Origin of the sequence: Nitrosomonas sp., from assembly GCF_021731985.1 — a bacterium.
GTDB lineage: Bacteria > Pseudomonadota > Gammaproteobacteria > Burkholderiales > Nitrosomonadaceae > Nitrosomonas.
This window is the reverse complement of the sequence record NZ_JAKFWH010000043.1, coordinates 38,549-49,846: the sequence shown is the minus strand read 5'-3', so window position 1 is coordinate 49,846 and position 11,298 is coordinate 38,549. Positions and strand designations below refer to the sequence as shown.

The window sequence follows — 11,298 nt, the reverse complement described above, 5'->3', positions numbered from 1 at the left end:
ATGACCATTGCCGATCCGGTATTTTTAACCGCCGAAATACGCGACATTGAACATCAGGCCGCCATGCTGCCGAAACCGCCCCGCTTGATGGAAAAAGCAGGCTTGGCCGCAGCGCAAATCGTCCGTGACCAATTGCACAAGAACCCAAACCATCACGTCTTAGTGCTCGCTGGCCCGGGAAATAACGGCGGCGATGCCTTTGTTGTGGCACGTTATCTAAAAGAATGGGGAAATGCAGTCACCGTAGTATTCGACGGGGACCCTAATCGTGTCCCGCCAGATGCCAAACAAGCAATCCAAGCCTGGTTTGATATCGGCGGTGAAATTTCTACCGGCATTCCCGACGGCGATCAAAACTGGGGTGCAGTGATCGACGGGCTGTTTGGCATTGGTCTGGATCAATCCCAGAACCGGCCAATCGCGGGCACATACGGGAAATGGGTGGATACCGTCAATCAACTGAATGTGCCCATCGTGGCGCTGGATATTCCATCCGGTCTGGGCAGCGACGACGGCTGCATTTATGGCACAGCAATCCGCGCCACCACTACCGTGACATTTATTGGACTCAAACCGGGTTTATTCACCAATTTCGGGCCAGAATATTGCGGCACTGTTCTGCTGCGCGAGCTGGATATTCAACTCAATTCACCACCCGCACCGCACACCTGGCTGCTCAATCAAAAACTCACGCAATCGCTACTGCCGCTGCCCCGCTCCGCCAATAGTCATAAAGGTTCTTTCGGCAGCGTTGCAATCCTCGGCGGTTCCACCGGCATGGTCGGCGCTGCGCTGCTGGCAGGGAAAGCAGCCTTGCATCTGGGCGCAGGGCGCGTCTATTTGGGCTTACTGGCACAGGCTGCACCGCCGGTCGATTTCTCGCAACCGGAACTCATGCTGCGCTCCCCGTCCGAGCTGTTCACGTTAAAACCCTTGAATTGTCTGGTGGTTGGCCCCGGTCTCGGCAATACAGCGGAAGCGTTATCCTGGCTGGAGAGTGCACTGAATAGTGACGTGACGCTGGTTCTCGATGCCGATGCGCTCAACCTGATCGCGCAACACCCTCACTTGGGCATAACACTCAGCCAGCGCAACGCTCACACCATTTTGACACCGCACCCCGCCGAAGCCGCCCGCCTTTTGAATACCGATACCGCCGCTGTGCAAAGCAACCGCATGAATGCCGTCCACCAAATCACGCAACAGTTCAATTGTTACGCAGTATTGAAAGGCGCTGGCAGCATTTGTTGTTTCCCGGATGGGAAGCGTTACCTGAACACCAGCGGCAATCCCGGACTCAGCACCGCGGGTACCGGCGATGTGTTAGCGGGAATGATCGGCGCGCTGCTCGCGCAAGGCTTGAATCCGGGTCACGCCTTGTTGCTAGCGGTCTACCTGCATGGTGCGGCGGCAGATAGCCTACTGCAACGTAATCATGGTCCACTGGGAATGACTGCATCGGAAATTATCACTGCTGCGCGTACTTTGCTCAATGATTGGGTTTATCAGAAGATCAAACCGTCGTAACCGTGAAATAACTATTTCCTAGACAAATAGGTAGCGAAATGTATACTTACAACCAAATTTAAGATGGGGGTCAGTCCAATGATCAATAAACTAGCAAGAAGAAATTTATATTTAATTTCAACCCTCAGTCTCTTACTGATTCCAACAACGCAATTATTTGCGGAAGAGCGCCCTATTGTTTTAGTAGGAGAGCAACACCCTTTTTATTCTTCAGGTAGCCTTCATATACCTCGCATCGACACTCATAATCAGCCGGGTTTATACCAGTCTGCATGGTTACAGTTCGACCCGACTATTGACGCATGGCGATTGGAAAGGGTAGCTACTGTTCCGATAATTGAAGACCGCATTAAGCAAGTTGAAGTGATTGTCACAGAATCTTTACCAGCTCAAGTCTACCTTCAAATGAGCGGCGAATTTTCTTTTTCATGTCGCGGTCATCGTTACAGTATTAGCGAGAGACGAACTGCAGAGCCTGGTAGCGGACCAACTAACGAGAAATTCGAAGTGGCCGTGGCCTTCGATGATCGTTCTGCGGATGAAACACCTTGCACGGTTAAAGATAACTTATCTTTTATTGTCCATCCATTACAAGTCTATGGTTTGGTTGCAGGAACCTATGAATATGTTATCAATGGCACACACACCGGAACATTTGAATTAAAGAGTGACAACATCCTACCTTCCTCTTTGATGAAAATTCCCGCCCCAAATTAATGGTTTCCGGTTAAATGATTAAAACCAAACTAGACTTCATCACTACGCCATAATTGCGCTGCCCCCCGCACGCCGGAACTGTCGCCGTGAACATTTTTCAAAATCGGGGTAATAAATTCATCGTTAAAAACATAATGCGCTACTCGCGCACGTCCTTCTGAATAGAGTCTCTCCACGTTGGAAAGTCCGCCCCCCAGTATAATGGCATCCGGATCGAGGATATTAACCACCATGGCCATAGCACGGCCAAAACGATCAAAAAAACGTTGTAGTGCAGCCTCTGCTAAAGCATCGCCTCGTGTTGCCAGCGCCACGATATCTCTGGCTAGCAATGCACTGTCCCCGCCGTGACGTTGAAAATCAGCGGCCAGTCCAGGACCGGAAATCAGCGTTTCAACACAGCCTTTGTGGCCACAATAGCAATCCGGTCCATCCAGCTCCAGGATATTATGGCCCCACTCACCGCCGAGATGTTGATGGCCTTGATGCAATTGCCCGTTGAATACGATGCCTCCACCCACGCCGGTACCCATGATCACGCCGAACACTACGCCATGGCCTTTCCCCGCGCCATCCAGCGCTTCGCTCAAAGTAAAGCAATTGGCATCATTGGCAATGCGTAGCGGCCGATGCAGCAGTGTTTGCAAATCCTCAAGCAATGGCCGCCCATTCAAGCAGACGGTATTAGAATTCTTCATGGTGCCCGTTACCGCCGAAATAGCGCCAGGGGTACCGATTCCAATCGAACATTTCTTGCCAATCTCGGCTTCAAGATGCCCAACGAGTTGTTTAATTGTGTGCAAAATAGCCTGATAACCGTCAGACTGCCGCGTGCTCACGCGCTTTCTCAGCAATTCATGGCTGTTATTATCCAGCACCACACCTTCTATTTTTGTACCACCTAAATCAATACCGATACGCATTGGTTAATTTCAATAGTGTCTCCCCGCGCTATTTTGCTGGATTGTTCATTGCGATGCAAAATTAAGCTACGGAGAGGAATTACAGAAGTAGTCTGAAAAGTTAATCGCAGATATTTTGTAAATGTAAAAGACTGCGTTTAAGCCTGTCGAATAAAACCGATTTTTATGAAGTGATAATTCTTTATTCTGGACAACAATTTGTGAAAAAAAAGAGAGATCAAATTCCAAAATGAATTGATCTCTCTTTAAACGTCTCCCTTTAGCAGATGCTAAGAAGAAAAGCTTGGTTTTGTTATTTTTTTTGATTACGTAATGAAAACCCGATTAAACCTAATCCAACCAGCATCATCGCATAGGTTTCTGGTTCTGGAACTGGTGAGACGTACCACGCAGAATCAGGTGAGAAGCTTGTACCTTGGACATGTAAAGCTAGATCTCCATTGATAGGGAGTGAACTACCTAATCCAAAAGCATCCCAAGAGATCGCTTCAGCTGTTTTGAGCTTATCACTTCCCCCGCCGAAAACATATCTAAAATCAAAACTTCCGCCAGGCCCGCCACCAGGATTCGTGTCAACATCGCTTACCCCTCCGCCAGCAACAGTTGTTACAGAACTTGGTGTTGTGCCATTTACAGCCATCGATCCAATAAATGCGCTAGAGCCAAATACACTTAAGTCAATATTGTACAGAGAGAATGACCAATGACCACTGCCAAGATCATTTATATCCAAATCTGCCAAATGGACACTCGTAGGCCCACCACCAGACAATAATGAACCAAATGAATAAGTTGCTGCTTGAATACCACTTCCAAAAACGAGCGCACCCGTTGCAATAATTGATATTGCTAATTTTCTTAGAATCATTTTTTTACTCCTTTTTATCTTAAAAATATAAATCAGGAAAATTTTAGTTTTAGTTTTAGTTTTAGTTTTAGTTTTAGTTTTAGTTTTAGTTTTAGTTTTAGTTTTAGTTAAGTTAATTTAAGTTAATTCTTAAAAACTTTCACACTTATTCACATTTAAAACACAAATCATCTTCAACGTATTGTAAGTGCTGCCACCTCATCGAGTTTTTATGTTAGAAACCCAACGCTTTAATTTTAAGCTTTAAATAAATTCAATACTATAGACAATTAATCCTTTATTTCCAGTACATTTGTCCTGAATGAATACTGAAATTCATTAACAAAGCAGGAAATTAAGAATATTTCTGGTTGCATGCTGAAGCTATTATGTGTCTGCATATGCCAAGAATTGGCAACACATAATGAAATAAGGCAGTTTATTTAGATGCCAATAAACAAGAAAATTATTGCACTGAAAGTAATATCACTTTTGGCCCTTAAAAAAATCTGAGTGATGCCTTATTTGGCCGTTCACTCTACTTTACGTTTTTGAAATAGAACCCACTTCTTTCCAAGAATTAACTATCATTTTTCGAGCTATCGTCTTATTTGTCATAGGGTTTCATTGATTATCCACAATTTCTGTGGATAAGTTTGTGAATAACTACGTGGCTTGAGCGATTAACTGATAAATTTCCAAGGGTTTCCTTAGATTGATTAATTATTTAACACTTTAATTATATAAAACTTATCATATACTTATGAGATGTTTGCCATCTGAACATGGAACTACCTAAAGTAATCTCTATAACTTCTTCAACCTGTGGATCATTTGAATTGTCAAGGCATAGAATATGAATTTAATTGCAAAAAAATGTATACAAATGTTAACGCATAGTATTTATATAATACCGACAATTACTTCGCATTAAATTCCGCCCGCGCTAACATGGAGAGAAAAAGTATGAATCTTGAACTGCAATAAAAGATTCTCTCAAGCATGAACCGCAAAACTACACATCAGTTCTATCGACATAAGTTGCACCATGTCACACCAAACTTTCGCTCACCAGAAAAACAAACCCCGTCACTGGGACGGGGTTGATTGAAACGCAACAGCTAAATCTGGTTACACGTTTTGTTGCCTGCGTCTTGCCACGAAACCCAGCAATCCCAATCCGGCCAATAGCATGGCGTAAGTTTCTGGTTCTGGAATAGGCGCGGCATTGAATTCCACTTCGCTGAGAAAAACCCATGAGTTATTCCTCTGGATAGTAACCACAAGATCGTTACCGGTGAACGATAAACCGTTAGCAACGAAAGAGAATGGAGATGAGCCAATTGGATCGGCAATCGGGAAGTTGATGCCATCGACAGTGACGCTTGCCGGTGCGCTGACACCACCATAGCCGTCGGCATCATCGAAATAAAAAGTTGCCGAACTGATGTTGACCGGCGAGTTCCAGTGAAAAGTGATCGTCGGATCTAAGGTCCAGCCTACATAAGGTCCATTACCGGAAGGTGCTTCGGTGATATTCCAATTATCGGTAGCGATAATGCCATCGGTCAGATCGCCGCGGCCACCTGTTAAGGCTGCGTTGTCGCACGTCACACAACCAGCACCGCTGTAGATCTCATCCCAGTAATTATAGGAACCAGTGTTACCGTTCAGCATGTTGTAGCTGTCAGGAGTGAGACCGGCATATGCACTGCCCGCAGCACTGAGAAAGGCCAGCACCGATATTTTTGCAAATAACTTAGTTTTCATTTTTCCATCTCCATTCTTGTATAAAACTCACATAAAAAACAATTAATGCGGCAAAAACTTTGATACTTCTCGCGCTTTTTGATGATCAATCCCATTGTTGATTCGATCAAATAATTACCCTCTTTCCATTTAATCACAATAGCAACCTAGCAAATATAGTTGATCTGTCATTTTTTATCAGGACATTGATACTGTAAACCGACCAGCAGATAGATTGACTAGAGCTTTCGCATTCCCGCCTTCATTGTAGTCCACATCAGATCCAATCTTGTTGAAGCTATAAACTTTTCTGGCTGCTTACCGATAAACAATAAAAACTTCGAATCAATATTTTGATCCGATTCATTCAAAAAATTTATTAAAACTCTACTCGTCATAATTAAATAAATGCCTAAATTACGCTTAAAGATCATTAAACAAAGAGCAAAGAATCGCCCGTCTCATACCAGTAATTCTCTTCGCAACTCTGGCCGTCTAATACAAGAGAAATTCGACACAATTTTGGATAACGATGCATTACCCTTAGTTATTGCACCCGTTATTTTTATTGCCCTTGCAGGTTTGGAGTGGTGGCTCTGGAATCTGGAGATATCCACACCTTCTCCGGTTCTCTTAGCAATTATCGCATTTGGCTTAGGTGCCTATTGGTCCTACAAATTATTGGGATATGGAAAATGTGCGGATAAGCAGAAAGACATGCAAATAACTACCAGCCAACACCCAAAACTACACGCCAAAAATGTATCGAATATTTCATGATCTAAAAGCATTTTAAAATTGAGTCTAAGGAAGTTTATACTCCTGGTTTATTTTCTGGAAAATAAACTTCAAAATGCCCAGTAAAGTGTATTACAACAGCGCTTGCCCCGTTTGCAATGCAGGAATCAAAGATCAGCGCAAACGCATGCAGGACTGTGGGGTTAACAATATTGAATGGGTCGATGTGCATAACAACCCGGATGCGGTTTCAGAAGTGGGAAGTTCGCTAGAGCAAGTGCGCGAACGATTGTATGTCAAAGATGACAAGGGCCAGCTTAATATTGGTATTGATGCATTTATCCAGCTTTGGCAGCAAACACCGAATCAGCGCTGGTTAGCCAGATTGTTTCAATTGCCCGTCATCCGGTCACTCGCACGACTGGCCTATAACGGCTTTGCCTGGCTGCTTTACCGCTGGAATCGGGCATTAAAGCACTGGTAGAGCCCCTTCTTAACCCTGTTTTTCAAGAATATCGACATTACACTACGCCATTTTCCAGTCCAAACTGGCCACGGCGTAGAGTGGTATCAATTTCTCTCCTGCAAACGCAAATTGTTCCGGAACAGTCCATTTTTCTTTTTTGAGTGTGATATAGCCGGTGTTGCGCGGCAATTGATAGAAATCTGCGCCATAAAAGCTGGCGAATGCTTCCAGCTTATCCAGCGCACCGGCTTGCTCAAATGCTGTCGCATATAACTCAATGGCTGCATGGGCTGTAAAAATCCCTGCACAACCACAGGCATTTTCTTTATTGATCTGCGAATGGGGCGCACTGTCCGTGCCAAGAAAAAATTTCGGATTACCACTGGTAGCTGCTTCCAGCAAAGCCTGCCGATGAATCTCACGTTTCAACACAGGTAGACAAAAGTAGTGGGGACGGATGCCGCCTTGGAAGATTGCGTTCCGATTCAACAATAGATGATGTGCGGTAATGGTAGCCGCAACCTGCCGGGATGCTTCTGTTACAAATGCCACGGCATCACGGGTGGTGACATGCTCAAACACAATGCGCAAATTCGGAAAGCGCTGCGTCAGCGGCGCAAGTATCCGGTCGATAAAAATTTTCTCTCTGTCAAAAACATCCACATCGGGATCCGTCACTTCACCGTGCACCAACAATGGCAGATTATTCTTTTCCATTGCCTCCAGGGCAGCATAGCTTTTGGCAATATCGGTCACCCCGGCATCTGAATTCGTCGTTGCGCCCGCCGGGTACAATTTCACACCCTGCACTACCCCGCTCTCTTTTGCCCGGATAATTTCTGCTGGCGGCGTATTATCCGTCAGATAGAGCGTCATCAATGGCTCAAAACCGGATTGCAGCATTGTCGGCAATGCTGCCCGTATTCGTGCGCGATACGCCAGTGCCATATCAGTGGTTACAACCGGCGGTTTAAGGTTCGGCATAATAATGGCACGCGCAAATTGTTTTGCTGTATGGGGTAGCACGGCGCGCAGCTGCTCGCCGTCGCGCAAATGCAGATGCCAATCATCAGGGCGAGTAATGGTTATGCTGGTCACGTTTTACCAGGTGTTATTTTGATTGGTTGCATTATAGCGCAGCCATTTCGGCTATTCGGGATATCCTGTTGCCTTCAAGTCTAGCGCCAACTGATAAAGTGTATTTTTGTTTTCGCCAGTAATCGCTGTAGCCAGTTTAACTGCCTGCTTTAATGGCAATTCAGCGAGCAAACATTCTAATGTATGCCGAGCCTGTTCGCTGGTCTCGGATTTATCCAGGATTTCTGCACCGGATAGCAACAAAACAAACTCGCCTTTTTGCTGATTGGTATCTGCCTGGAGCCAGGCAAGTGTTTCTTCCAGTGTACCCGTATGGATCGTTTCAAATAACTTGGTTAATTCCCGGGCGATGGTCAATTGGCGTTGTGCCCCAAAGGTATCCATCATATCAGCCACACATTCCAGGATACGATGAGGCGCTTCATAAAATATCAACGTACACTGCTGCGATTTTAACGCGGTCAACTCACGTTTGCGCAACCCGGTTTTAGCAGGCAAAAAACCATAAAACAGAAAATGAGGATTCGCAATACCGGCTGCTGACATTGCGCAAACAGCGGCATTAGCACCTGGAACCGGAATAACCGGATAACCTTGTTCACGCACGCATTTAACCAGAATTGCGCCGGGATCAGAAATACCCGGCGTACCTGCGTCAGTCACCAAGGCAACACTTTTCCCGGAATTCAATAGCGCCAATATTTTGTTTGTAACCGCCGCCTCATTGTGTTGGTGCAAGCTGACCAGCTTTGCCGTGATGGAATGCGCTGCTAATAAATGTCTGGAATTTTGTATGTGCTCAGCCGCAACCACATCCACTTTCGTCAGTACATCCAACGCACGCAAGCTGATATCGCTTAAATTTCCTATTGGTGTGGCAACCACATATAATGCAATTTTTTCCAGCATAATCCTCACTATGCAACGTTTTCTGACAATTGTTCTGGCGCTAATCTTTGCACTATACGGCAGCCAGATGGCAATGGCCACTCATCCGGAAGAACATTCTGAACCGTACAGCGCGTCCGAACCGCCCCTAGTGCCACATATTGCGCTGCTATTACCGCTAGAGTCGCCGTCATTTGGAGCGGCGGCCAACATCGTAAAAGACGGTTTTGTAACCGCCGCAATGCGCGGACAACCACTACCATTGATCATCCGGATATATTCCACCACGGACGATCCACTCGATATTCTCGTTACTTATTATGAAGCAGTAACTGCTGGCGCTGTATTCGTTGTGGGGCCACTTACCCGCGATGGTGTTTCGGCCATGGCTTCCAGCAACCTGTTAAAAGTACATACTTTAGCATTGAATACAGTGGATAATACTGCGACATTGCCACCCAAATTTTATTTGTTTGGCTTGCAAATGGAAACAGAGGCCGGTCAAATCGCAAAATTGGCGCAGAATAGCGGCAGGAGCCATGCCATCGTCATCGGCGATGACGGCCCGTTATCCAAACGCTTGCAAAATGCTTTCATACAACGATGGCAAAGTGAGGAAGGCAAAACCGCTGAATCATTCCGCTATTCCGAGGATCCAGCCAGACTGCAGCAATTTCGCAATTTGACAGTAGGCAGCAATCATCTGGTTTTCCTAGCTCTGGATTCCGCCAAATCACGAGTGCTGCGGACATACCTTGACCCGGATGTGCCAGTGTATGCCACATCGCAGATTTTTACCGGCGCCAACAACTTCCTGCTCAATAATGACCTGAATGGCATCCAGTTTCTCGATATGCCTTGGTTAATACAACCCGATCATCCTGCTGTCATGGCCTACCGCCACACCGACAAAGCCCAGAGTCCCGACATGGAACGGCTTTATGCCTTGGGTATTGATGCGTTCCGTTTGATGACCTACCTACTGCAACCACAATCCGTTGAAGAAATTTCTTTTGACGGTGTAACCGGGTATATTCATTTTGCACCACCCAATCAATTTATCCGTGAAGCCGTTGCTGCTCAATTTGAGCAAGGTAAAGTACGGCTTCTGGATATACAAAAAAATACCACAGAAAATGAAGGGCAGTGATGCCGAGCAAATAGCCGTATCGTATTTGCAACGGCAACATTTAGTGCTGATCGCACAGAACTACCGCTGCCGTTTTGGAGAAATTGACCTGATTATGCGTGACGGCACCACTTTGGTTTTTATCGAGGTCCGCATGCGAGCCAACGAAATATTCGGCGGCGCTGCAGCCAGTATCACACCGGCAAAACAGGCCAAACTACTGCGCACCGCACGGCATTATTTATCTGGATTAAACAACGAACCATCCTGCCGTTTTGATGCGCTACTGCTATCAGGTGTAAATGGCCAGGAAATTGAATGGATCAAAAATGCGTTTGGTGAATGATCTACTCGTCATTTCAGGTCTATACCACTTTGTTCTTCATTCTTTCTGTTATGATATTTGAAATACTGGTTTCAAAATAATCATAAAAAGAATGCTATGGCAGAACAATTCCTAAAAATCAGGAATGCAAATAAATCTTTTACAAAAGAAGGGAATAGCTTACCTGTCTTGAATGACATTAGCCTAGATATGTATACAGGAGAATTCCTAGCCATTCTAGGGCCATCAGGATGTGGAAAATCAACTTTGCTGAATATTTTGGCTGGCCAGAACAGTCTAGATGATGGTTCTATTTCGTATCCTGACAAACCAACAAAGAATTTAAATGATCGAAATCGAATTGCTGTTGTGTGGCAGGAAGAGTCCTTAATACCATGGAAAACTGCGTATGGCAATATCGAGTTCTCTCTTATTGCAACTCAAATTCCTGATAAGTGTCGTGAAGAAGTATCAATCAAATGGTTGCATGCTGTAGGACTCAAAGGATTTGAAGACTACTATCCCTCGCAGCTTTCACAAGGGATGCGCAAACGAGTAGCTTTAGCAGCTGCACTTTCTACTCATCCACATTTACTGCTGATGGATGAACCTTTTGGTGCACTTGATGTTTATTCCAAATTACAGATAGAGAAGGAAGTTGTACGCTTGTGGGAGCAATTAGATACTACCATTATCCTGGTTACTCATGATGTCCAAGAAGCGATAGCTCTCTCTGATAGAATCGTAATTTTGACTCAAAGACCGGCAAAAATTAAATCAATACGTGAAAATCCTTTACCACGTCCGCGTAATTTAGATGCACTCTACGGAAATATAGATTTTCATAATCTTGTTAGAGAACTATGGGTGGAATTAACACAACAGGATTAA

12 protein-coding genes are annotated in these 11,298 nt (G+C 45.1%); 7 read left to right on the top strand and 5 right to left on the bottom strand.

Annotated elements, in window-relative coordinates:
• Window positions 1-1,527 (top strand): NAD(P)H-hydrate dehydratase, encoded by a 1,527-nt coding sequence (locus QZ942_RS05730; protein WP_292993741.1) that lies wholly within the window; start codon window positions 1-3, stop codon window positions 1,525-1,527.
• A 78-nt stretch (window positions 1,528-1,605) separates the two neighbouring features.
• On the top strand, window positions 1,606-2,244 hold the full coding sequence (locus QZ942_RS05725; protein ID WP_292993729.1) for a hypothetical protein: 639 nt from the start codon (window positions 1,606-1,608) through the stop codon (window positions 2,242-2,244).
• 29 nt (window positions 2,245-2,273) lie between these two features.
• Here the strand turns inward: QZ942_RS05725 and QZ942_RS05720 are convergent, their stop codons facing one another.
• The 3 genes from QZ942_RS05720 to QZ942_RS05710 all read right to left on the bottom strand — a co-directional run bounded on the left by QZ942_RS05720 (window position 2,274) and on the right by QZ942_RS05710 (window position 5,784).
• Entirely contained in the window at window positions 2,274-3,167 is an 894-nt protein-coding gene (locus QZ942_RS05720) for an ROK family protein (protein ID WP_292993728.1), read from the bottom strand.
• Window positions 3,168-3,459: 292 nt separating this feature from the next.
• Entirely contained in the window at window positions 3,460-4,035 is a 576-nt protein-coding gene (locus QZ942_RS05715; RefSeq protein WP_292993727.1) for an FxDxF family PEP-CTERM protein, read from the bottom strand.
• A gap of 1,110 nt (window positions 4,036-5,145) precedes the next feature.
• A complete protein-coding gene (locus QZ942_RS05710; protein WP_292993726.1) occupies window positions 5,146-5,784 on the bottom strand; it encodes an FxDxF family PEP-CTERM protein in 639 nt (212 codons plus the stop codon).
• 387 nt (window positions 5,785-6,171) lie between these two features.
• Here QZ942_RS05710 and QZ942_RS05705 point away from each other — a divergent pair, with 387 nt between their 5' ends.
• Both QZ942_RS05705 and QZ942_RS05700 read left to right on the top strand, forming a co-directional pair.
• A complete protein-coding gene (locus QZ942_RS05705; protein WP_292993725.1) occupies window positions 6,172-6,543 on the top strand; it encodes a hypothetical protein in 372 nt (123 codons plus the stop codon).
• 73 nt (window positions 6,544-6,616) lie between these two features.
• Window positions 6,617-6,985, top strand: coding sequence for a DUF393 domain-containing protein (locus QZ942_RS05700; protein WP_292993724.1), 369 nt, complete (start codon window positions 6,617-6,619; stop codon window positions 6,983-6,985).
• Window positions 6,986-7,027: 42 nt separating this feature from the next.
• Here QZ942_RS05700 and pyrC read toward each other — a convergent pair whose 3' ends face one another.
• Window positions 7,028-8,065, bottom strand: a complete 1,038-nt coding sequence (gene pyrC / locus QZ942_RS05695) for a dihydroorotase (protein ID WP_292993723.1) — start codon at window positions 8,063-8,065, stop codon at window positions 7,028-7,030.
• Window positions 8,066-8,116: 51 nt separating this feature from the next.
• Window positions 8,117-8,974, bottom strand: a complete 858-nt coding sequence (rsmI, locus tag QZ942_RS05690) for a 16S rRNA (cytidine(1402)-2'-O)-methyltransferase (RefSeq protein ID WP_292993722.1) — start codon at window positions 8,972-8,974, stop codon at window positions 8,117-8,119.
• 10 nt (window positions 8,975-8,984) lie between these two features.
• Between rsmI and QZ942_RS05685 the strand changes: the two genes are divergently transcribed.
• The 3 genes from QZ942_RS05685 (at window position 8,985) to QZ942_RS05675 (ending at window position 11,298) form a co-directional block, all read left to right on the top strand.
• Window positions 8,985-10,103: a penicillin-binding protein activator gene (locus QZ942_RS05685; RefSeq protein ID WP_292993721.1), complete on the top strand. Its 1,119-nt coding sequence runs from the start codon at window positions 8,985-8,987 to the stop codon at window positions 10,101-10,103.
• A complete protein-coding gene (locus tag QZ942_RS05680) occupies window positions 10,090-10,428 on the top strand; it encodes a YraN family protein (RefSeq protein ID WP_292993720.1) in 339 nt (112 codons plus the stop codon). The genes QZ942_RS05685 and QZ942_RS05680 overlap by 14 nt, the downstream gene beginning before the upstream one ends.
• A 96-nt stretch (window positions 10,429-10,524) precedes the next feature.
• The gene (locus QZ942_RS05675) at window positions 10,525-11,298 is read left to right on the top strand and encodes an ABC transporter ATP-binding protein (RefSeq protein ID WP_292993719.1); all 774 of its coding nucleotides are present in this window, start codon (window positions 10,525-10,527) and stop codon (window positions 11,296-11,298) included.

What these genes read in the sequence shown, in the direction of transcription:
- QZ942_RS05730 (WP_292993741.1), top strand. Translation starts at nt 1, where the DNA reads ATGACCATTGCCGATCCGGTATTTTTAACCGCCGAAATACGCGACATT.
- QZ942_RS05725 (WP_292993729.1), top strand. Translation starts at nt 1,606, where the DNA reads ATGATCAATAAACTAGCAAGAAGAAATTTATATTTAATTTCAACCCTC.
- QZ942_RS05720 (WP_292993728.1), bottom strand. Translation starts at nt 3,167, where the DNA reads ATGCGTATCGGTATTGATTTAGGTGGTACAAAAATAGAAGGTGTGGTG.
- QZ942_RS05715 (WP_292993727.1), bottom strand. Translation starts at nt 4,035, where the DNA reads ATGATTCTAAGAAAATTAGCAATATCAATTATTGCAACGGGTGCGCTC.
- QZ942_RS05710 (WP_292993726.1), bottom strand. Translation starts at nt 5,784, where the DNA reads ATGAAAACTAAGTTATTTGCAAAAATATCGGTGCTGGCCTTTCTCAGT.
- QZ942_RS05705 (WP_292993725.1), top strand. Translation starts at nt 6,172, where the DNA reads ATGCCTAAATTACGCTTAAAGATCATTAAACAAAGAGCAAAGAATCGC.
- QZ942_RS05700 (WP_292993724.1), top strand. Translation starts at nt 6,617, where the DNA reads ATGCCCAGTAAAGTGTATTACAACAGCGCTTGCCCCGTTTGCAATGCA.
- rsmI (WP_292993722.1), bottom strand. Translation starts at nt 8,974, where the DNA reads ATGCTGGAAAAAATTGCATTATATGTGGTTGCCACACCAATAGGAAAT.
- QZ942_RS05685 (WP_292993721.1), top strand. Translation starts at nt 8,985, where the DNA reads ATGCAACGTTTTCTGACAATTGTTCTGGCGCTAATCTTTGCACTATAC.
- QZ942_RS05680 (WP_292993720.1), top strand. Translation starts at nt 10,090, where the DNA reads ATGAAGGGCAGTGATGCCGAGCAAATAGCCGTATCGTATTTGCAACGG.
- QZ942_RS05675 (WP_292993719.1), top strand. Translation starts at nt 10,525, where the DNA reads ATGGCAGAACAATTCCTAAAAATCAGGAATGCAAATAAATCTTTTACA.